The sequence below is a fragment of the Verrucomicrobiota bacterium JB022 genome (assembly GCA_030673845.1).
In the GTDB taxonomy this organism is placed as follows: Bacteria; Verrucomicrobiota; Verrucomicrobiia; order Opitutales; family Oceanipulchritudinaceae; genus WOUP01.
This window is the reverse complement of record JAUTCQ010000008.1, coordinates 1-21,878: the sequence shown is the minus strand read 5'-3', so window position 1 is coordinate 21,878 and position 21,878 is coordinate 1. Positions and strand designations below refer to the sequence as shown.

The 21,878-nt window shown below is 62.3% G+C and carries 16 protein-coding genes; 5 read left to right on the top strand and 11 right to left on the bottom strand.

Annotated elements, in window-relative coordinates:
- Nucleotides 1-6: 6 nt before the first annotated feature.
- Complete coding sequence (locus tag Q7P63_05140) at nt 7-999, top strand: ADP-ribosylglycohydrolase family protein (protein ID MDP0499469.1); 993 nt, start codon at nt 7-9, stop codon at nt 997-999.
- A 27-nt stretch (nt 1,000-1,026) separates the two neighbouring features.
- Here Q7P63_05140 and Q7P63_05135 read toward each other — a convergent pair whose 3' ends face one another.
- The 5 genes from Q7P63_05135 to Q7P63_05115 all read right to left on the bottom strand — a co-directional run bounded on the left by Q7P63_05135 (nt 1,027) and on the right by Q7P63_05115 (nt 9,505).
- The gene (locus Q7P63_05135; protein MDP0499468.1) at nt 1,027-1,761 is read right to left on the bottom strand and encodes a tetratricopeptide repeat protein; all 735 of its coding nucleotides are present in this window, start codon (nt 1,759-1,761) and stop codon (nt 1,027-1,029) included.
- Between the two features lie 237 nt (nt 1,762-1,998).
- The gene (purU, locus tag Q7P63_05130) at nt 1,999-2,859 is read right to left on the bottom strand and encodes a formyltetrahydrofolate deformylase (protein MDP0499467.1); all 861 of its coding nucleotides are present in this window, start codon (nt 2,857-2,859) and stop codon (nt 1,999-2,001) included.
- 4 nt (nt 2,860-2,863) lie between these two features.
- Nucleotides 2,864-6,103 carry a carbamoyl-phosphate synthase large subunit gene (gene carB, locus Q7P63_05125; GenBank protein MDP0499466.1) on the bottom strand — a complete coding sequence of 1,080 codons (3,240 nt, stop codon included), beginning with the start codon at nt 6,101-6,103 and terminating at the stop codon, nt 2,864-2,866.
- 221 nt (nt 6,104-6,324) lie between these two features.
- Nucleotides 6,325-7,404, bottom strand: a complete 1,080-nt coding sequence (locus tag Q7P63_05120; GenBank protein ID MDP0499465.1) for a mandelate racemase/muconate lactonizing enzyme family protein — start codon at nt 7,402-7,404, stop codon at nt 6,325-6,327.
- A gap of 22 nt (nt 7,405-7,426) precedes the next feature.
- On the bottom strand, nt 7,427-9,505 hold the full coding sequence (locus Q7P63_05115) for a hypothetical protein (protein ID MDP0499464.1): 2,079 nt from the start codon (nt 9,503-9,505) through the stop codon (nt 7,427-7,429).
- Between the two features lie 178 nt (nt 9,506-9,683).
- Here Q7P63_05115 and Q7P63_05110 point away from each other — a divergent pair, with 178 nt between their 5' ends.
- A complete protein-coding gene (locus tag Q7P63_05110) occupies nt 9,684-10,370 on the top strand; it encodes a PEP-CTERM sorting domain-containing protein (GenBank protein ID MDP0499463.1) in 687 nt (228 codons plus the stop codon).
- Nucleotides 10,371-10,414: 44 nt separating this feature from the next.
- On the opposite strand, the gene Q7P63_05105 is transcribed toward Q7P63_05110, so the two are convergent.
- Nucleotides 10,415-11,398, bottom strand: coding sequence for an L-threonylcarbamoyladenylate synthase (locus Q7P63_05105; GenBank protein ID MDP0499462.1), 984 nt, complete (start codon nt 11,396-11,398; stop codon nt 10,415-10,417).
- 103 nt (nt 11,399-11,501) lie between these two features.
- Nucleotides 11,502-11,702: a 30S ribosomal protein S18 gene (gene rpsR, locus Q7P63_05100; GenBank protein MDP0499461.1), complete on the bottom strand. Its 201-nt coding sequence runs from the start codon at nt 11,700-11,702 to the stop codon at nt 11,502-11,504.
- Between the two features lie 120 nt (nt 11,703-11,822).
- Between rpsR and Q7P63_05095 the strand changes: the two genes are divergently transcribed.
- The 3 genes from Q7P63_05095 (at nt 11,823) to Q7P63_05085 (ending at nt 16,214) form a co-directional block, all read left to right on the top strand.
- The gene (locus Q7P63_05095) at nt 11,823-12,911 is read left to right on the top strand and encodes an exosortase/archaeosortase family protein (GenBank protein MDP0499460.1); all 1,089 of its coding nucleotides are present in this window, start codon (nt 11,823-11,825) and stop codon (nt 12,909-12,911) included.
- Nucleotides 12,912-13,039: 128 nt separating this feature from the next.
- The gene (glgA, locus tag Q7P63_05090; GenBank protein MDP0499459.1) at nt 13,040-14,260 is read left to right on the top strand and encodes a glycogen synthase; all 1,221 of its coding nucleotides are present in this window, start codon (nt 13,040-13,042) and stop codon (nt 14,258-14,260) included.
- Entirely contained in the window at nt 14,244-16,214 is a 1,971-nt protein-coding gene (locus Q7P63_05085) for an alpha-1,4-glucan--maltose-1-phosphate maltosyltransferase (GenBank protein MDP0499458.1), read from the top strand. Before glgA ends, Q7P63_05085 begins: the two co-directional genes overlap by 17 nt.
- Before the next feature lie 351 nt (nt 16,215-16,565).
- Here the strand turns inward: Q7P63_05085 and Q7P63_05080 are convergent, their stop codons facing one another.
- The 4 genes from Q7P63_05080 to Q7P63_05065 form a co-directional block, all read right to left on the bottom strand.
- The gene (locus tag Q7P63_05080) at nt 16,566-18,467 is read right to left on the bottom strand and encodes a DUF3857 domain-containing protein (GenBank protein MDP0499457.1); all 1,902 of its coding nucleotides are present in this window, start codon (nt 18,465-18,467) and stop codon (nt 16,566-16,568) included.
- A gap of 81 nt (nt 18,468-18,548) precedes the next feature.
- Nucleotides 18,549-20,450 carry a DUF3857 and transglutaminase domain-containing protein gene (locus Q7P63_05075; GenBank protein ID MDP0499456.1) on the bottom strand — a complete coding sequence of 634 codons (1,902 nt, stop codon included), beginning with the start codon at nt 20,448-20,450 and terminating at the stop codon, nt 18,549-18,551.
- A 217-nt stretch (nt 20,451-20,667) separates the two neighbouring features.
- Nucleotides 20,668-21,468 (bottom strand): tryptophan synthase subunit alpha, encoded by an 801-nt coding sequence (trpA, locus tag Q7P63_05070; protein MDP0499455.1) that lies wholly within the window; start codon nt 21,466-21,468, stop codon nt 20,668-20,670.
- 11 nt (nt 21,469-21,479) lie between these two features.
- Nucleotides 21,480-21,878, bottom strand: a 399-nt coding sequence (locus tag Q7P63_05065; GenBank protein MDP0499454.1) for a ketopantoate reductase C-terminal domain-containing protein, incomplete at its 5' end; no start/stop codon positions are given.

Below are 21,878 nucleotides of genomic sequence, written 5' to 3'. Positions count from 1 at the left end.
TGATGCATGGAAAACAAACAGCGTCCTCAGCCTGAGCGGCAAAAAGCCACCGTGTGGGGGGCTCTGATTGCCGACGCAGCCGCCCTCGGTGTGCACTGGATCTATGCCCCCCAGCGCATCCGGGAGATTGCCGACAAATACCCCGAGTTTCTCGAGCCCAAGCAAGCGCACTACGACGGCGTAAAGGGCTACTTCGCCCACGGCAACCGCACGGCGGGCGACCAGACCCAGTATGGCGAGCAGATCCTCGTGATGCTGGAGACCCTTGCGGCCAACGGAGGCGAATTTGAACTGGCCGACTACCAGCGCATCTGGCACGGTCGCTTTGCCGAAGGCGTCTTCGATGGCTACCGCGACGTGGCGATCAAGGAGACCCTCAAAAAGCTGGATGCGGGCACGCAGGGCAACGGCAACGAAGCCGAGCTCTACTCTACCCCGCAGGGGGCCGACGACGACCAGATGCCGGCGCTCGCCAAGCTGGCCCCGCTTGTCGCCGCGCGCGCCAATGCGGACTCGTTGCTCGACGAAGCAGAGGCTGCCGTGCGCGCCACCAACAACAACGCGACCGCAGTAGCCTACGGGCGCTTTGCCACCGTGCTGCTCCAGCAGGTGCTGCTCTCGTGCGATCTCGACTCAGCCCTCGATGCAGCTCTGGAAGGGGCCTCCAGCGAGGTGCGCAAGGCGGTGGAGCACGCCCGCAAAGCCAAAGGCGCCGACCCGGTTGCCTATACCGAAACGGTGGGAATGGACTGCCACCTCGACCACGGGGTGCCCTGCCTGATCCAGAATTTGCTGGGCGCGCAAAGCTTTGCCGACGCGATCCGCCGCAACATCTACAGCGGGGGCGACTCCGCCGGACGCGGCGCCTATCTGGGAGCGCTGGCCGGAGCCTACTTCAGCATGGACGCCGGCGACGGCATCCCGCCCGACTGGATCGAGAAGCTGCACTGCCGCGAGCAGGTGGAGGCCTGGATGAAACCCGCCTTCCCCCAGATCTAAAAAGCTTCCGCGCAAAAAAAGAGCGGCCTAAAGGCCGCCCGGAAGTTCGATCGCTTCGTTTGCCGTCTCACCGGAAGCGGTGTCGGCTGGCAACTGGTCGAGCATGCCTTGCGCCGCGCCCTGCCAGAGGCGGGCTTCGGGCAGTTGCTGGACCATCAGGAGCATCTGACGCGCGCCCTTGATGTTGTTTTGCGACCAGCGCTCTCCCGCGAGGTAGATCGCGGCTTCGGCACGGACGGCTTCCAGCGCGTTGGGGTCAAACGCCAGATCTTCGAGACCGGCGAGGCCCTGGGCCTGATTACCATTGCGCAGCTGCGTCACCGCGAGGCTCATGCGGGCACGTTGGCCAAAAGCGGAGTCGCCCAAGGCGTCGACGGCCTTCTGGTAATGCGCCGCCGCCTGCGTGTAGTCTGCCTGCTCGAACTCGCGCTGGGCGATGTTGAGGTAGGCAAGCCCGCCCAGTTCGCTCTTGGCGTGGGCGTCGGCAAAGCTCAACAGCGCCGCCGGGTCTTCCGCCGCGAGGGCTTCCTGGTAGGCCGCCTTGGCCTTTTCCTCGCCGCGGGCCTGCAGGTAATTCCAGGTCTGAATGCCGATCAGGCCAAGGCCGAGTACGATGAAGAAAAAGGCAAACGCGGGCCCCTGCTTCTTCCAGAAGTTGATGAAATGCTCATCCACATCGGCATCCGGCGGCAGCTCCCGGTTGGGATCCAAGGCCGGATCGATTTTCTGGGGCTTCTGGCTGTGCGGGGGTTGGGAACTCATCGGAAAAAGCGAGGCGGATAAAAGCTTAAAGAAGTAGGCCTGAGCAGCTAGCGCGGTCAACGCTAAACTCGGTGCGGTAGGGGAATTGAACAGGAGTGAAAAAGAGGATTTTAGAAATTACAGAAGAACACCGAGAGCGCGAAGACAGAGCATTTCCTAACCTGCATTGCGTTCTTTGCGCACTTCTGTGAAAATTTCTGACTCTTTTGAACTCTTTTTAACTCCTGCTCCAAACCATCAGTCGAAGACGACCGTTTTGTTGCCGTAGGCGAGCACCCGGTGTTCGAGGTGCCAGCGGATGGCCTGGGCGAAGACGACCTTCTCCAGATCGCGGCCTTTGCGCACGAGGTCGTTAACCGAGTGGCGGTGGTTCACCCGAGCCACGTCTTGCTGGATGATCGGGCCGTCGTCGAGCACTGCCGTCGCGTAGTGGGCGGTGGCCCCGATCAGCTTCACGCCTCGCGCGAAGGCCTGATGGTAGGGCTTGGCTCCGGCAAACGCGGGCAGAAAGCTGTGGTGGATGTTGATCACCGGGCAGCCGACGTTTTCCAGGAAGGTCGACGACAGCACCTGCATGTAGCGCGCCATGATCACGAGATCGACCCCCGCCTCGCGGAAGAGCTCGATCTGCCGCTGCTCCACCTCGGCCTTGTTGGCGGCCGTGACGGGCAGGTGGTGGAAGGGCACGCCGTAGTAGGCCGCATCGTCCGCCAACTCCGTATGGTTGGAGATGACGAGCGGCACCTCGCAGGCAAATTCGCCCGACTTCCAGCGCAGCATGAAGTCGTGGAAGCAGTGCGGGATCTTCGAGACGAGCACGCCTACCTTGGGCAGACGGTCGCTCCGGGCCAGCTCCACCTCCATGCCCAGCTCCTGCATAAAGCCGCGGAAGGCTTCGGCGTGGCGGTCCACATCCGTCTCCGGGCGAGGCTGCCAGACGATGCGCTGGAAGAAGATCCCGGCCTCGAGATCGGTATGCTGGTCGGCATGGAGGATGTTGGCCTCGCAGGCGAAGATCCAGCCCGATGTCTTGGCCACCAGGCCCTTCTGGTCGGGACCGAACAGAAGGGCGGTAAGGGTTGGCGAAGCCTGGCTCATGGGCCTAGGAGCGGGCGTTGGCCAGGACTTTGTGGTAGTGCTGGATCGGCTTGACGTCGACTTCCTTGCCCTGGAGGCGCTGGAGGGCGAGCACGGCAGTGCGGGCACCGCTGAGCGTCGTCATGATCGACACCTTGTGCTTGATCGCCTCGGTCCGGATGATGTTTTCGTTCCGGCGCGGGATCATGCCGCTGGGGGTGTTGATGATCATGGCGATCTCGCCGTTCTTGATCAGGTCGACCACGTTGGGGCGGCCTTCGCCAATCTTCGAGACAGCCTGCACGGCGACGCCGTTTTGCTCCAGGATGTCCTTGGTGCCGGAAGTCGAGACGATGGTGAAGCCAAGCTCGATCAGGCGGCGCGCGATGTCGACCGCCAGCGGCTTGTCCGCATCCTTGACGGAGAGGAACACCTTACCGGAGCGCGGAAGCGCGGGCCCGGATGCCATCTGCGTCTTGGCGAAAGCGAGGCCGAGGTCTTCGTCGAGGCCCATGACTTCACCGGTGGAGCGCATCTCGGGCGTGAGCGCGATGGACGCACCCGGGAAGCGCAGGAACGGGAAGACGGACTCCTTGACGGCCCAGAACTCGGGCACCACTTCTTCGGTGAAGCCGAGGTCCTTGAGCTTTTGGCCGGCCATGCAGCGCGCAGCCAGCTTGGCCAGCGGCACGCCGATCGCCTTGGAAACAAAGGGCACGGTGCGGGACGCACGGGGGTTGACCTCGAGGATGTAGAGGTCGCCGTCCTTGATCGCGTATTGCACGTTCATCAGGCCGACTACCTTCAGCTCCTTGGCGAGAGCGTAGGTGGCTTCGCGCACTTCCTGCAGGATCTTGCGGCCGAGGGTGTGCGGGGGCATCACCATGGCGGCGTCGCCCGAGTGCACGCCGGCGTACTCGATGTGCTCGAGCATGCCGCCGATCACAGTCGTCTCGCCGTCGCTGATCGCATCCACGTCGAGCTCGATGGCGTCTTCGAGGAACTTGTCGAGCAGCACGGGCTTGCCGGGGGCCACGTCGAACACTTCGCGCACCACCTGCTTCATTTCATCCTCGGTATAGAGGATGAACATGCCGCGGCCACCAAGCACGAAGCTGGGGCGCAGGAGGATCGGGAAGCCGATGCGGGCGGCCTCGGCGAAGGCGGCACCTTCGTTGTAGGCGATGCCGTTGACGGGCTGGCGCAGGCCGATCTTGTTCAGGATGTCCTTGAAGATCTCACGGTCTTCGGCCGCGTCGATCATCTCGGGCGAGGTGCCGATGATCTTGACGCCGTGAGCCTTGAGCTGCGTGGCGAGGTTGAGCGGGGTCTGGCCGCCGAACTGCACGATGGCTCCGTCGCACTTTTCCGTGCGGTAGATCTCCAGCACGTCGTCGAGCGTCAGCGGCTCGAAGTAAAGGCGGTCGGAAGTGTCGTAGTCGGTCGAAACGGTTTCCGGGTTGGAATTGACCATCACCGTTTCGTAACCGTCTTCGCGCAAGGCAAAGCTGGCGTGCACGCAGCAGTAGTCGAACTCGATCCCCTGCCCGATCCGGTTGGGACCGCCGCCCAGAATCATGATCTTCTTGCGCTCGCTGGGGATGACTTCGTTTTCGTCGCCGAAGCTCGAGTAGTAGTAAGGCGTATAGGCCTCAAACTCGGCCGCGCAGGTGTCGACGAGGCGGAAGGTGGTCTTCGCGCCCGCTTCTTCGCGGCGGCGGCGGATTTCCTCCGGGGCCAGGCCGGTAAAGGCGTTGATCTGCGTGTCGGTGTAGCCGGCTTCCTTGGCTTCGCGCAGCAGCGAGGAGTCGAGGTCGTGACCAGCGGCCTTCATGCGCTTTTCGAGCAGCACGAGGTCTTCAAGCTGAGTGAGGAACCACGGATCGATCCAGCTGAGCTGGTGGATCTCGTCGACCGTCATCCCGGCGAGGAAGGCGTAGCGGAGGTAGGCCGGGCGGTTGTGGTTCGGGCGGCTGAGGTGGCGCTTGATTTCGCCGATGTCGGGCAGCTTGTCGCCGCCGAGCTTGCCGCCGCCACCGAAGCCGTTGGCACCGGTTTCGAGGGAGCGCAGGGCCTTCTGGAACGATTCCTTGAAGGTGCGGCCGATCGCCATCGCCTCACCCACCGACTTCATGGAGGAAGTCAGCGTGTCGTCGGTATTGGCGAACTTTTCGAAGGCAAAGCGGGGGATCTTGGTGACAACGTAGTCGATCGTGGGCTCGAAGCTGGCCGGGGTCTCGCGCGTAATGTCGTTTTGCAGCTCGTCGAGGCTGTAACCGACGGCGAGCTTGGCGGCAAACTTGGCGATGGGGAAGCCCGTGGCCTTGGAGGCGAGCGCAGAAGAGCGGCTCACGCGCGGGTTCATCTCGATCACCACCATGCGGCCCGTCTTCGGGTCGATGGAGAACTGGATGTTGGAGCCGCCGGTCTCGACGCCGATCTCGCGGATCACGGCGAAGGAGGCGTCGCGCATCAGCTGGTACTCCTTGTCCGTCAGCGTCATGGTGGGCGCAACGGTGATGGAGTCGCCCGTGTGGACGCCCATGGGGTCAAAGTTTTCGATGGAGCACACCACGACGCACTGGTCCTTGTGGTCGCGCATCACTTCCATCTCATATTCCTTCCAGCCTACGAGGCATTCTTCGATCTGGACTTCGTGGGTGGGGCTGGCGTCGAGGCCTCCCTGCACGATGTTGTCGAAGTCTTCGCGGTTGTAGGCCACGCCGCCGCCGGTGCCACCCATGGTGAAGCTGGGGCGGATGATGAAGGGGAAGGTGCCGAGGCTCTTGATCGCCTCCTGGGCGTCGTGCAGCGTCTGCACGATGGCCGACTGGGCGACGTCGAGGCCGATTTTCTGCATCGCCTCCTTGAACAGCTCACGGTCTTCGCCCTTCTGGATGGCATCGTAGCGGGCGCCGATCATCTCGACGCCATACTTTTCGAGGATGCCTTCCTCGTGCAGCTTCACCGCGAGGTTGAGGGCCGTCTGGCCACCCAACGTCGGTAACAGGGCGTTCGGGCGCTCCTTGGCGATGATCTTTTCCATGATCTCCACCGTCAGAGGCTCGATGTAAGTCACATCTGCGAATTCAGGGTCGGTCATGATCGTCGCCGGATTGCTGTTGGCGAGGATCACACGATAACCTTCTTCCCGCAGGGCCTTGCACGCCTGGGTACCGCTATAGTCGAATTCACAGGCCTGGCCGATGATGATCGGGCCAGATCCAATGATCAGGATGCTCTCAATGTCCGTCCGCTTGGGCATTGAGTGGGTAAATAAGTCGCCCCACCCACCCCTCCGCAAGGGCAAAAACGCTCAATCTCGCACCTACGCTCCAAAAGTCGCCAAAACCGGGCGTTCGGGGCCATTTTATAAGGTGCACTCGCCTACGCAAAAGGCCTTGCAGCCCCGTGCTACTGAGCTGCGCGTGTAAAAAAAGGCGACCGAATCGCTTCGACCGCCTTTCCTTATACAATCGCCGGCTCCTACAACTCCTGCAGCGCTTCGTCCTTGAAACGGAAGCCCCAACCGGGTCCGGGGTTGGGGTAGGCAAAGCCGTCCTGCATGCGGATGGGGTGCGTGATGATGCCATCGACCCAGTCAAACGACTCGGCGCCGTAGGGGTTGGGGATCGTCATCAGCAGCGGCACGTCGTATTCCTTGTAATAGTGCGGCAGCACTGGCAGGTGATGGGCGTGGGCCAGAGCGGCCGAATCGCGCCAGGCCTCGACGCTGCCGAGGCGGAGGATGTCGGGCTGCCAGAGGTCGATCGCCTCGCGGCGGATCAGCTCGCGCAGCGGCACAAGGTCGAACTCGCGCTCGCCCATCGCGATGGACATACCGGCCTGACGGCGCAGGTGCGCGTAGCCCTCGAAATCGGTATGCGGCAGCGGCTCTTCAAACCAGTGGATGCCGATGGGCCGGGCGGCGCGGGCCAGCTCCAGCGCATTGGGCAGGTTCATGCCTTGGTTGGCGTCCATCATGATGCGGATTCCGGGGCCTACGGCCTCGCGCACCTTGTGCAGGCGCTCGAGGTCGCGCTCCAGCTCGGGCGAGCCAACCTTGATCTTCACCGCCCGGAAGCCGCGGGAGACGTAGCGGGTGACTTCGTCGACCAGCTCGTCGGGCGTGTAAGAAAGCCAGCCGCCGCTGCCGTAGAGGGGCACGCGGTGGTGGCAGACGCCGAAGAGCTTCCACACGGGCTGGCCGAGCACGCGTGCCCAGGCGTCCCACATGGCGAGGTTGATCGCGCCTTGGGCCCAGCGGTGCAGGCCGTTGATGCCGAAGTATTCGCTCTGCTGCTCGAAATCGCGCAGGAAGCGGCCTGTTTCGCAGACCTCGCGGCCTTCGACCAGCGGGGCGGCATCCTTGAGCGCACCCGCGATGCCGTGCGGCGAAAACTCGAAGGCGAGCAGGTAAGACTCGCCGACCGTTCCGTCGGCCAGTTCGAGCCGCGTGACCACAAACTCGATCGCGTCGATCTCGTGGGTGGCGTCGGCAATGGGCCGGGAAAGCGGGGATCGCGCCCGGTAAAACGAGGCGCGCTTGATCGTGGTGCTGGACATATGGGTGCGGAAAAAGGGCCGCTTAACGGTTGAGGCCTTCGAGCCACTTCATTTGCAGCTCGTAGTCCCACTGCACGCGCATCTTGAGCGTCTGCTCCCAGGTCAGCGCGTGGAACATGGGGGTGCCGCCGGTGTAATACTGGCGGGCGTAGTCAATCAGCTCCTCGTATTTGGCCACCGAGTCTTCCATCAACTGCTCGAAGGTCTCCAGGCGCGCTTTTCGGCCGGTGAGCTGATACATGCGCTTTTCCAGCGCGGCATCGACTTTCAACTGGTAGTATTCGACCGTGAGGACGAGGCAGCGGCTGTCTTGCACAAAGCGTTGCAGCTCGGCCGGGTCGTTGCTGGGCAGCGCGGCGGCGGCTTCGGCCTTGGCGAGGGCTTCCTTGGCCATCGCGAGGTAGGTCTGCAGCAGGTAGTCGGGGCGCAGATAGCCGCTGCCGTCGCGACCGGCCGCCAGCTCGACGCCGAGTTGGGCCACGGGCAGGCTGCGCAGGTCCTTCAGCTCGCCGGGCTGGTGGCGCTCGCTGTATTGCTCGATCGTATACTCATCCACCGGCTGCGAGTAATAGCGCTGGTGGGTGTAGCCGGTCGGGCCTTCGGGCCGGGGGTCGTCGAGGCGCACGCGGTAGGTCAGGATGTCGTCGACGTTGGCCTGCACCGTGGCGATAGCGGCGGGGAAAAAGTTGCCGAAGCGGGTGGCGGTCAGGTTTTGCAGGCCGGGCAGGATCGGGCCGGTCAGGTCGTACCAGTCCGTCAGCAGCGGGCCGACTTGGGGGTTGTCGAACTTGCGACCGAGCCAGGCGCTGGCCCACTGGTGGTCGGCCTCGATTTCGCGACCGGCCTGCCAGAGGTGGCGGCCTTCCAGCAGGTGCCAGAGCTCGTCGCGGTCGAAGTTGACCAGCGGCTCGCCGTCTTCGGTGATGTCGAGCGTATCGGGCCAGATCCAGCACTGGGGCGGGTAAAACCAGGCGCCCTTGAACCAGCCGGCCTCGTCCCAGTGGCGCACCATCTCGCCGATCAGGCGGGGGCTGCCCACGCGGTAGGGCGTGGTGTCGGCCGGGTCGTGCAGGTTCACGATGTGGCCCTTGAGGAAGCCCTTCCACTCCTCGTGGCGCACGTCGGGCCAGGGGCTGGTGATCGTCTCGTCGTTGTGCTTCAACTCCGAGTAAAGGTTGTCATACATGCCGGGCAGTGCGGCCTTGAAGTCGTCGTCGAGCGTCCAGTCGCGGATGATGAGGAGAGGGTCTTTGCCGCTGTCCTGGGCCGCCTTGAAGATCACGTCGCGGAACCATGCTTCCTGGTGTTCCAGCTTGAGCGATTCGCCAGGGCAGACGTAGAGGCCCACGTGCGGGAACTCCTCGAAGTAGCGGCTGAGGATGGTGTAATAATAGTCGCTGACGAACTGGTCGGGCACCTGATAGCGCGTCGGGTCGTCGCCTTCGGTCGGCTCGCGGTGCATGGCCTCGGCCATGTGCTCGCTGATGTGGATGTTGTAAAAGTGGGTGAGCACGGAGATGTTGCGCTTGGCGGCTTCCGTCGCCAGCCAGCGGAACTGCTCCTGGTTGCGGCGGATCTCCTCGTCCGAAAATTGCGAGGCGTCGGGATAGCCGGGCAGCTCGAGGATGTGCGGGAAGAGGTGGCCCGACCACACGATGAGGGTGTTGATGCGGGCCGAGGCGATGTAGTCGAGGTAGCGCGTCATCAGCTCGCGGTCGAAGAACCACGGGTAGGTCTCCGGGCTGAGGTCGGACTGGTAGGCCCAGCTCGCGCTGAGCATCATCAGCACCGAGCCCCGGATATCGAAGTCGGGCGCGCCCTCGGCTTCCACTACGCTATGGGGCAAAACGGTCTCCTGCGCGCCGTAGAAGACGCCGGGGGCACCGCCTGCCACGACTTCTACCGCCCCACCCTTGCGCTCCAGCCGGAAGACTTCGGGGTTCTCGAGGCTCGCATCGATCCGGTAGCTCACCTTGTCGGCCTGACCGGAGGCGCTCAGCAGCTCGCGCACGTGGCCGAGAATCAATTCATCGTCACTCTGGGCCGCCTGGGCAAGATGCACGCAGAGGCACAGCAGAAGGAAAAGGGGGAAACGTAGCATGTCCTGAGGGTGTAGGGGAGGCATTAAGGCGTAACAAAGCCCCACTGCACTTGTCACGCCTAAGCGTCGAGCCAGCGGGCAAGGCGGTCGGCGTAAAAACCAAGGCTGACAGGCGATCCTTCGCCGCACCCCGAAAGATGTTGCGTTACTCTTTATATTAGCCAGCCTGAACGGCATTATGAAAAAACGCCTCGCTAGTCCTGTCTCTGGATCTCCTGCCAACGCTGCCGGTATCGCCGCAGCCATGGCCCTGCTGAGCACCGAAGCCGCTGCCGCCGTGCAGGTATTTGTGCCCAACCCCAGCCCTTACGAGGGCCCTGTCGAAGGGGGCGGCGGTCTGCACTACGTAGACGTCGATGGTAACGACTACGGCCCCATCACATCGACTTCGCCCGGTCTTCCATTCTGTGTAGGCCCGAATTTGGAATTCGGTGGTATCGTGCCTACCTATGACTCCGAGCATGAGTATCTTTTCGTCGGTGAAGGCGTGAACATGGGCTGCTACACCCAATACCAGCCTACCCTGCTCTCTCCCGGCGACATCGTCGGCAGCGAAAATGCAGTGGTGGATTCGCCTTACCTCGCTTTCGATTTCGCCAATTACACGCCCGACGAAGTGTTCTTCCTCGGCTACGGATTCCGCGACAAGGGCTCGAGCGATACCTACAAGTATGGCTGGCTCGAGTTCTCCTACTCCAGCGACAGCACCCTCTCGGTCTATAGCTGGGGTTATGAGGACCAACCGGGAGTCGCCACGCCGATCCCAGGCGCCGCCATTCCCGAGCCTTCCCAGATCGCACTGGTGGCGGGTGGCCTGGGCCTCGCAGCCGTCGCCATGCGCAAGCGCCTCCGCGCCAGCCGCTAAGAAGTTTCTACCACTGTTGAGGACGAGGGTCGACTCTCTCGTCTTCAGCGTTTGGCCGCCGCTCGGCCCAGCCGATCGTTGATCGCAAGGCCGAGACCGCTGTCTTCGGCCAACTCGAACCACACGCGCGGGAAGCCCCGCTCGTCGAGACGGCGCAACATGCCGAACAATTCGCGCGCCACGACCGCCGGGTTGCCGTCTTCGCTCAACCAGAAAGTTTGCCCGTCGATGGCAGGACCGGAAGCGGGTCGCTTTTGCCAGACGATGGCCTCACCCTCCCCCACCGCCGGGGTTTCTCCACCCGCAAAGAGCGCAAGCGGCGTGCTGGGGCTGTAATGGCGGGCCAACATGCCGGGGGCAGCGAGGCCTTCCTTCACATGGTCGGGAGCCGCGCGGCGGAGGTCGTTCACCGGCTGCCCGAGGACCTGCTCCAGCGCCTCGACCGAGACCCCTCCGGGGCGCAACAGGCCGACTTCGCCCGCTTTCGTCACCGCCACAATGGTGGACTCGACCCCCACCTGACAGGGCCCGCCTTCGAGGCCCCAAGCCACGCGCTCGCCCAGCGACGCCTCGACGTGGTCCAGCGTGGTAGGCGAAACGTAACCGAAGGGGTTCGCACTCGGGGCCGCGAGCTGCAGGTCGTAACCCGTGAGCAGGCGCAGGGCGAGTGGGTGCGCGGGCTGGCGGAGTGCCACCGTATCGCGCCCCGCCGTTACGAGGTCGGGCACGAGCTTCTTCTTGGGCAACACGAGGGTCAGCGGGCCTGGCCAGAAGTGTTCGGCCAGCAACAGCGCCTTTTCCGGCCACTCCGCCAGGCGGCGGGCGGCATTCTGTGAGCCGACATGCACGATGAGCGGGTCGATCAACGGGCGGCCCTTGATCTCGAAGATCTGGCGGCAGGCGGTCGGGTTGAGCGCATTGGCTGCGAGGCCGTAAACCGTTTCGGTGGGCAGGGCGACCACTTCGCCCGCCTTCAGGCGCCCCGCCAGAAACTCGAGGGACGCGTTGTTACCTTCAAATCGTTGCATGATGGCAAGAGGCTGATCGTAGCGGAGGATCGGGCAGTGGCACGAAAAAAGCGCGGACCCTTTTCGGCTCCCGCGCTTTGTCGTAAAAAGTCGGCTTGCAGGCCTACTTCATCAACAGCATGTTACGCGCACGCTTGATCGTCTTCGTCACGTGGCGTTGCTGCTGGGCGTTCAGGCCGGTGAACTTGCGCGGCAGGATCTTACCGGTATCGGTGACATAGCGCTGCATTTGCTCCACGTCAAAGATGGTGATCTCTTGCGGGTTCTTGAAATTCTGCTGGGCTTCGCTGGGCTCGTTGCTCATGGGAAAAACACGCATCAAATGCGGATTGGGCATAGCGCGCAAGGAAAAAACGCAGAAGTTCCTGCAAACGTCATCTCGCGTTCGCTTCGGCTTGTATCGGGGCCGATACCCTGCAAGCTCATGCCTTCGATGCTTGCCAAATTCCTGCCCGCGCTCACCCCGCCTCTCCGCTACGCCGCCTTGATCCTGGCCGGCCTGATGGTGATCATGATCCTCAATCAGCAAGTGTGGTGGGAGCGCGACGACGAATATATGTTTGGCTACCTCGTGCCGCTTTTCGTGCTTTATGTGCTCTACGAGCGCTATACGCGGATGCAATGGCTACTGCAGCGGCCCGATGAAAGCACGTTGACCAAGACCCAGCGCAAGCAGCACGGCAAGTTCCTCGAACGGCTGAAGAAGCGCTCCGGCCCGCTGGAGGGCTGGATCCCCGCCGCCAACGTGCTGGCGATCACGGCGGTGGCATTTGGCGCGTTTCTCTTTATCTGGGGCGGCTTTTACCACGCGCTCGAAGGGCGCAACCTGGTGACGTCCAATTTTTACTCGCTGGGCTTTGCGGGCATGCTGCTCGGCTCGGCCTTCCTCCTGGCGCGCGAAGACAAGCAGGGCCAGCCCCTCAACGGCAAGCTGCGGCTGACTTTCGCCAGCTTCTTTATTTTCCCGGCGCTGATCTGGCTGCTGTCGGTGCCGATGTTCGGCTCGCTCGACCACACCGTCTCGACCTTCCTCATGCTGAAGGTAGCGACGGTCGTCTTCAACGTGATGAACGCGCTCGGCTTTGTGATCGAGCAGCGCCACAGCGTGCTGGTGCTGCCGCAAGGCGAGGTGGGCGTGGCCGAAGCCTGCTCGGGCATCCGCTCGCTCATGGCCTGTCTCTTCGCCGGCTCCTTCATCTCCGCGATCTTCTTCGACGAGGTGTGGAAAAAGGTGGCGCTCGTGGCCAGCGCGATGGCTCTCGCGTTTTTCAACAACCTCCTGCGCAGCCTTTTCCTCACGATCTGGGCCTATACGCACGGCCCCGATGCCTTGCACGACCATGTGCACCTCGCCGGCATCGACCTGGGCAACATCCACGACGTGGCGGGCAACCTTGTGCTGGTGCTGACGGTCGCCGGCCTGCTCATCCTCTCGATGATTTTCTCCATCCGCCTCGAATACGAGGAAGACACCCACACGCCCCCGCCCAGCAGCGCCAACGCCGCCGCCTAAGTCGCGCAGGATCAAGACTCGACAAGCAGCCACCACGCGCTTAAACCGCTAGACGAGGCCGGTGCCTGTACAACGTCTCCCCCTGCCCGGCCGTTTATTAGCGATTCCCCTTACTTTTTGACTGACAGATGAAAACCCTGCTCCTGACGAACGAGTATCCTCCCTACACCTACGGCGGAGCCGGGGTGCACGTCGAATACCTCTCCCAACAGCTAGCCCAACTGATGGACGTGGATGTGCGCGCCTTTGGCGATCAAAACCTCCAGCAGGGAGCATTGCGCGTGCGCGGCTTCGACTTCAGCAAGGCCGGCTACACCTGCCCGCCCAATCTGCAGGGCCTCTTCGGCGCCGCCCAGCGCTGCCTCGACTTCAACACCACGAAGATCGACGCCGACGTGGTGCACTGCCACACCTGGTATACTCATCTGGGCGGCATCATGGCCAAGCTGTGCTACGGCATCCCGCTGGTCGTCACGGTGCACTCGCTGGAGCCGCTGCGCCCCTGGAAGCGCGAGCAACTCGGCGGCGGTTACGATTTCAGCTGCTGGGTCGAAAAGACTGCGCTGGAGATGGCCGACGCCGTCATCGCCGTCTCCCACGGCACCAAGACCGACGTGTTGAAGCATTTCGACGTGCCGGAAAACCGTATCCACATCATTTATAACGGGATCGACCCGGAGGAATACCGCCCCGTCGATGCCGCCTCGGCCCTGCAGCGCTACGGGATCGACCCGAAGCAGCCCTACCTGCTCTTCGTTGGCCGCATCACCCGGCAAAAGGGCATCATCTACCTCGTCGAAGCGATCAAGCACATGGACCCGAGCTATCAGGTGGTGCTCTGCGCCGGTGCGCCCGACACCCCGGAGATCGCCGAAGAGATGAAGCAGGCCGTCGCCGCCGCCTCCAAGGAGCGCTCGGGCATCCACTGGATCGCCGAGAAGGTCGACAAGCCGACACTGATCCAGCTCTACTCAGGCGCCAGCGTCTTCTGCTGCCCCTCGATCTACGAGCCCTTCGGCATTATCAACCTCGAAGCCATGGCCTGCGAGACCCCGGTGGTCGGCTCCTGCGTCGGCGGCATCCCCGAGGTGGTGGTGCACGACGAGACGGGCTTCCTCGTGCCGGTTGCGCAACACCAGGAAAGCCCCTTCACGCCCTACCACCCCGAAGAGTTTTCCAAAGACCTCGCGCACCAGATCAACCGCCTGATGAAAGACGAGGCCCTGCGCAACCGCTTCGCCAAGGCGGGCCGGATCCGCGCGGTCGACACCTTTAGCTGGCAGGCCATCGCCAAGCAAACCCATCAGCTCTACGCCCAGATCATTGCCCAACATGGCACCCTCGCTTAAAGCCCCCGCCCAACGCCGCGTCTTGGTCGATCAAGTCAGCCCCGGAATCCCCGGCGGCCAGTTCTTCATCAAGCGCGTGCTGGGAGACCAGATCCACTTTAACGCCCACGTTTTCGCCGACAGCCACGACCTCGTCTGCGTCTATCTCCGCACCCGCCGCCTCGGCTCGACCGACTGGCAGGAGCAGCGCATGCGCCCCCTCGGCAACGACGAGTGGGACGCGCATTGGACGCCCGGCGAGATCGGCGCCTACGAATACACCGTGGCCGGCCTGATCGACCACTGGGGCAGCTGGCGCGAAGGCTTTATCAAGAAGGCCGATTCCGGCCAGAAGCTCGACGTGGAGCTGCTGATCGGTGGCGAACTTGTCATCGCGGCGGCCCTGCGCGCCATCGGTGAAGAGAAGGAACGCCTGCAGGGCTGGGGCACCTTCCTGAGCGACAAGGAGCGCGACCTCGGTCAGCGCCTCAGCCTTGCCCGCAGCGACGAGCTGCACCACCTGATGGAGCGCTACCCCAACCGCGCGCTGGAAACGACCTTGGCCGAGCCCTGCCGCCTGCTGGTAGAGCGCGAGCTGGCCGCCTGCAGCGCCTGGTACGAATTTTTCCCCCGCTCCGCCACCCACGATGGCGTGACGCACGGCACCTTCCGCGATGCCGCCCGCCTGCTGCCCGAAGTGGCGCGCCTGGGCTTCGACATCGTCTACCTGCCGCCCATCCACCCCATCGGGCGCGTCTTCCGCAAGGGCCGCAACAACAGCCTCACCCCCACCCCCGAAGACGTCGGCAGCCCCTGGGCCATCGGCTCGACCGAAGGCGGCCACAAGGCGCTCTTGCCCGAGCTGGGCACGTTTGAAGACTTTGCCTTCTTCCGCGAGCAGGCGGAGGCGCACGGCATGGAGTTGGCGATGGACATCGCCTTCCAGTGCGCCCCCGACCACCCTTACGTGAAGGAGCACCCGCAGTGGTTCAAGTGGCGCCCCGACGGCACCGTCCAGTACGCCGAAAACCCGCCCAAGAAGTATCAGGACATCCTGCCCTTCAACTTCGAGACGGAGGACTGGGAAAACCTGTGGGAAGAGCTGAAGAGCGTCTTTGAATTCTGGATCGAGCGTGGCGTAAAGGTCTTCCGCGTCGACAACCCGCACACCAAGTCGTTCCCCTTCTGGAACTGGTGCGTCACGGAGATCAAGACGCAGCACCCGGAAGTCATCTTCCTCGCCGAAGCCTTTACCCGCCCCAAGCGCAAGTATTGGCTGGGCAAGGCCGGCTACACCCACGGCTACACCTACTTCACCTGGCGCAATAACCCGGCGGAGCTGCGTGAATACGTGGAGGAGCTGACCCAGACGCCCGTGCGCGACTACTTCTGGCCCAACTTCTGGCCCAATACGCCCGACATCCTGCACGAAGACCTGCAGCAGGGCAACCGCGCCACCTTCCTCGGCCGCTACATCCTCGCCGCTACCCTCAGCTCCAACCACGGCATCTACGGCCCCGCCTACGAGCTGATGGACAAGGAGCCCTTCCCCGGCAAGGAAGAGTACAACCACAACGAGAAGTATCAGCTCAAAGACTGGAAGTGGGACCAGCCGGGCAACCTCAAAGAGGAGATCCGCCGCGTAAACAACCTGCGCCGCGAGCATGCCGCCCTGCGCCGCACGGCCAACATCACCTTCGTCGAGACCGACAACCCGCAGTTCCTCGCCTACCTGAAGCAGAACTTCGACCGCTCCAGCCGTATCCTCGTCGTCGTCAATATGGACTGGCACTGGACGCAGCAGGGCTTCATCGAGCTGCCGCTGGAAGCCATGGGCATCGACGCCAATCGTGAATTCGGGGTGCGCGACCTCAACGACCCGACCCAGCCCGTCTATAGCTGGAAGGGCCGTAAGGCCTTCATCAAGCTGGACCCGCAAAAGAACCCGGCCCACATCTTCGAGGTGCTGATCTAGTGTCGCGTTGGGGTGAATGCTCGCAAAAGCGAATTCCTTCAACAAGATGTTTGCACGTCCTATGGTGGCACCCTTCCAGGGTGCCTTTGCGGGGAGCTAAATATCCCGGGGTATCGGCCCGCTTATGCGGACCTCAACCCCGGGCTACGAGCTGGCAAGCCTCTGGCTTGCTGGATGATGCAGCATCCCTGAGGGATGCCATCCCTTAGCCTGCAGTTGAGGTTTGCGGAGCGAACCGACACTGCAGGTAACCGTTCGAAGAATAAAGCACCCTGGAGGGGTGCCACTGTGAAAAGGACCGCTCAATAGGACACTCGCTCAACACCCCTTTTCCTTTCGCCAGCAGCGGGGTTAGAGGCGCTTGATCACAACGCGCCCCTGCCCCGCTTTTTGGTAGGCATCGAAGAAGGCGTTGAGCCGCTCCAGCTCCGTAGCGGGCACCGTGGCACCGTTGAGGGAAACCTTGCGGTGCGCGATAAGCGCGCCGTTTTCCTCGCGATACTCCACTTCGACCCGCCCAAAGGTATCTTCCACCAGCAACGGCGCCGGCAGTTCATCGACCACGTAGCCTTCGGGCAAAGCGATCTCGACGGCATTCTCCGTCGAAAAATAGGGCATCCGGATGGGAGCTGCGCGCTTCTCGCCCAAGTCGGGCCGCTGCATGTAGTTGGAGTTGATGAAGGGCTTGATGATCATCATCGTCGAGCCCAAGGCACGACCGAAGGACGGCGCCTCCAGATCAAGCCCCACGGTAAAGCGGTCGGAGTCGAGGTCGTCGGTCACGTCCCAGGCGGAAATTCTGGTCGCAGACAGTTCGCTACGCATCCAGTTGAGCAGCCCCTGCTCGTAGTGAGAGCTGCCATGGTTACGGTAGAGCCTGCGCCCGAGGACCGCTTCGTGGCCCTCCGCCACTTCCTCCACATGAGCAGTCAGACCGCCGCGGGGCGTGAGCGTGCCTTTCAGTTCAAGCTTCACCGAACGAAGCGTGGTAGGGATTGCCTGCAAGCGCTGCACTTCCGGGGCGATGACCAAAGCGAAGGAGCCTGCCAGGCTGTTGCTGATACTGCCCACCGGCACATAGGGGTTAGTTGGGTCGAAAATCAGCAGCTTGCCCAGGTCGGGATGGTCCACGGCAGCCCCAGTTTCGATACCTTCCGGGGCACGCAAGGCCGTGATGCAGTGGTTAAACTGCATGGGCGATGCCCACAGGGGCGTGACGGCATCCGAGTCTGAAACCAGGCAGGCAACGGCATAGCTTTCAACCCCGAGGCAGGAGAGCATGGCGCGCAACAGGGCCGTCTTGTCCTTGCAGTCGCCATAATTACGGCTAAGCACGGTGGGCGCAGGGTATGGCCGGTAGCCGCCCCCTTTGCTCAAATCGAGCGCGATACTGGCATAGCTTACGGCCTGGCAAAAGCGCGATACTGCCTGGATTTTTTGCCACTGCGTGGAGCAATCCTTGGTCAATTCCAAGACCTTGGCTCTCACCGCTTCGTCAGGGGTCGCAGCACCGTCCATGACCGGAACGTGGAAGGCAGCAATGCTGTTCCAGTCGGTATAAGTCTCCATCCGGGCGCGTCGCTGATCCTGCTCGGCCGGGAAAAGGTTGATGCCAAGAAAAGGGAAAGCCACGTCTGGCTGCCACTCTTCATACTCGACTGCGTCAAGGTAGCTGGCGATCCAACGGTGCCGCAGGCCCTCCTCCTGATAGGTGTAGGTAGGATTGTTGACCGGGGTGGTGGTCAACCGCCATCCTTCAGGCAGTTCCAACTGCAGGCGGGTCTGAATCACTGGCACCCCTTTCTCGAAATACCTGATCAACTGAGGAAAGATCGAATCTTCTTCCAAACGGGCGCTCCAGGCAAAGATGGAACCGGGAGCCGCCGCAGACTCCAGATCCAGGCTACGCTCCCACCCCTCGTGGTAAACATTGCGGGAGAGTTTTTCCTCCCGACGGGCGAAATCACGCTCTTTGTAGGTGCGTACTTCGCCGTTGGGCAGGATGAGCCAGGCGTTGAGCTCACGGACCTTGTCCGTCTCCAGATTATAGGAAAGGGTGGCAGATGCATATTCGCGCCCTTCCACGTTTTGGATGCGAACGGCATAATAGGTGCGGCTCTCGATCTTGCCCGAACGCGCCACTTCCACTTCGGAGACATCGTTCAGCACGACCGCCGGTGCGGAGGTATAAGCCGCGGGGATAGCCGTCTGGCGAGCTTGTTCTACCCATGCGGGTAGCTTTGGCGCAGCCACGCCGGCTGACGCAAGTGTGATCAGATAGAGCGCAGACCAGAGAAGGCGAGAACTGAAGGGCATCATCAAAGGGATCTTGTGTTATTCGGCGGCTGCGAGCGGGTCGGGCTGCTTTGGGCGCAGCGTCACCACATGCTGGTCTTGCTCATAGACGAGGTCGAAATAGTTCTTGATCGGTTCATAGCCTTCAGCCCCCACATTGAGGAACTTGATCGCCTGCTGACGACGGTAGATCAACATGTTGCGATCCTTTACCTTTCCAAAGACCACCTGATGGGTAAGGTATTCATCGTTGGCAACGCTGACAGGCGTCCGGCCTTCCTCCACTTCATAGCCGTCGGGGTAGGTAATGCGCACCTCATCCTGCATCTCCCAGGCACAAGGAAACTGGATCGCATGTTCGCGCTTCTCCTTCCTCAGCACCGGTTCGGCACCCTTTTCAAAGAACGAAGGCTGAATGAAGATCCGCTGCACGGCGACGTCCGCATAGGCAGGCACCTCAATCTCGAAACTGACCTCCAAGGGCAGGTTGCAATCGACCAGGTTCTTGAACTGCAGCTCGGTGATCTGTGCATTGGGCAACATCTCCCGCGTTTTCTCCAGCATGTCTTCCTCCCGCTTCACGGGGGTAACGCCATTGTATATATCTCTTTGGCGAATGGCAGCATGGCCGGTGTAGCTGAAGGTGACAGTGCCGGAGAGCTTTCCTTCTTCGTCGATGCTCACAATGGCCCTGCGTTTGATTTGGGTATCGCCCGCCGGGGAGGCGCCCAGCTTGAGGAACCTCGGCTCTTTCTCCCCTGCCAGTAGGGCAACACCATTTTCATTGGACCAGTGTAGCATGCCGTTGGGCACGAAAGGCACGCCTGGGTTGCAGTATACCCAGCGGGAATCGTCGATCCGCACGGCCACCATCAAGTCGGGCAAAGACTGGGGCACGAGAGATTCGACGTAGAAGCTCAAGAGCGAGCGGTCGTTACAAAGAGCGAGCGACACATGCAGGCCCGCTGCCTCCAGCAGCGACCCAAAGAGGATGGCAATATCGTCGGGCGTCCCCACCCCGGCCTTTAGCGTTGCAGGGGCGTCGGCGTTGTCGAGGTCTTTGGGGATGTCGTGAAAGCTGCCATCGGGCAACGAAATGCGCGTATTGCGGATCTGGTAGGTGCAAAAATCATAAATGCGCTGGATCTTCTCCTGCGGAGTATTGGCCCCCGCCGTCAACTCGGCCGCCTTTTCGCGGATCTCCGACCGGCGCGACTTGAAGCGCTGCCGCTGGTGATCATGCAGCCAATCGGCGACTTCTCCCCAAAAGACATCCGGCTTTCCATACCGCCTGTCGCCCGTATAATAAAGGCTGACCCACGGTTGATAGTCGAAACGAGGCGGCATGAAAGGTTCATCTGGTAGCGCGGGCAAGTCGCGCAGGACCACTTCGCGGTAGCCGGCTCCGCCTTTCTCCAGCCTTTCCCCCTGCAACATGTTGCCCGTCCAGTTGTATGTGATGAAGGGGCGGATCCGAAAGCGGGCCAAGTGAGTGGGATAACGGGAAGCGAAACGGAAAAACATCCCGCTGGCATTACGCCCGGTTTCGATTTCATCCCACTGGTATTCGACAATGCAGCCTGGCTCGATGCCGGGGAAGGAAAACGAGACTGTGCGCCAGCGTTCATCATCGTCACGCGAAGTCTCGCGGGAAAAGATATCGCTCTTCTCCACCACGAGAATGGATCCGTCTGGCTTGATCACGCGCGCGGCCACTCCATAAACCTTTACCTTGCGCTCCACCTCAATCTTCATCGGGTTGAGCCGATCTACACCACGCTGGTCGAAGACTTTGAAGCGCATGTAGTTGCGACGGACGACCTCGGTGCGGAGCTGGTCGTCCACTTCCATCTCGCGGATGAGGATTTCCGCGCCCGCATCCGGGTCGATCTTGGGCTCCGCCATCGCGATCTCTTCCGGCGTGACTTCCTGCCACTTCACGCCCCAAGACCAAGCCCAGCCAGCACTCGGGCACAGGGCCAACGAGCACAGAAACAGGAAACGCAAAAACAGCCCCCGAGACAGAAGGCCCGACCGCAAGACAGCTAGCATAGTCACACTCTTAAGTGCCCATACTAGCCATAGCAAGCCAAACGATAGGGGATACTAGCTACCCCACCCGAGCATTCGAGCTTGCGGATGCGTAGGCAAAAAGCGACTACAAGCTGAGTCCGCCCACGAGTTCGCGAGCCTTGGCCCCGAGCTTCGCAATACCCTGCTCGGGGTGGTCGAGGTTGTCGCCGATGCAGTTGACGAGGGCGCTGCCCACCACCACACCGTCGGCCACGCTGGCGACCGTCTTGACCTGTTCCGGCGTCGAGATACCAAAGCCCACGACCACGGGCAGGTCGATGTGCTCCTTGATCTTCGCCACCTTGTCGCCGATATCCTCGGCAAGCGACTTACGGACGCCCGTAACGCCTTCTTGCGAGACGTAATAGATGAAGCCGGTGGTGGCTTCGGCGATGATCGACAGACGCTCGGTCGGAGTGGTCGGGGCGACAATGAAAACGGTCTTCACGTCGTGGCGCTCGCAGGCTTCGAGCACTTCGCCGGCTTCTTCGGGCGGCAGGTCGAGCACGAGAATGCCGTCGACGCCCGCTTCCTTGACCTGACGCACATAGGCGTCGACCCCGTTGGCGAACACGAGGTTGTAATAGGTGTAAAAGATGATCGGCTTGTCCGTAATGCCGCGCACGCGCTTGGCGAGGGCAAAGATATCGCTTTGGCGGATCTCGTTCTCGAGCGCGCGCTGGGCGGCCAACTGATTGGTCTTGCCGTCGGCCAGCGGATCGGAAAAAGGCACGCCCAGCTCCATCAGGCCGACGCCGTTGTCGATCAAGGCGCGGCAGGCCTCAAACGAAGTCTGCGGATCGGGGTCGCCCGCGCACAGGTAGGAGACAAAGAGCGTGCGCTCCTCGGCTTTGGCACGGGAAAAGGCGTCGGCGATGCGGTCCATGGGAAAAAGGGTCAGGCTTTCTTTCGGTGCTTGGACTTGCCGTGGCCATCCTTCGCGGGCGGCGGGCAGAGCCCTTTGAGCAGGTAATACAAGGTCTCCAGGCGGGGCATGACAACACTCTTCGACATCCCCCGGCGTAAGGGTTCGCCGAAAATCGACTCTACCTCGACTTCGCGCCCGGCGACGTAGTCGAGCATACTGGAGGGCTTGTAGGCGTCCATGTGCCGGGTCTCCTCGATCTGAGACTCCAGGAAGTCGTCCGGGATGTAGTGACCGTGAGCACGGGCGGCAGCCTGCACCTCGCGCATGAGCAGGCGGGCGAGCTGGGTGAAGTGTTCGCTCTGGACGATCCGATCCGTGGCGACGCCCCCGGCGGCGATGGCCAGCCCGTTAAAGGGGATGTTCCAGAC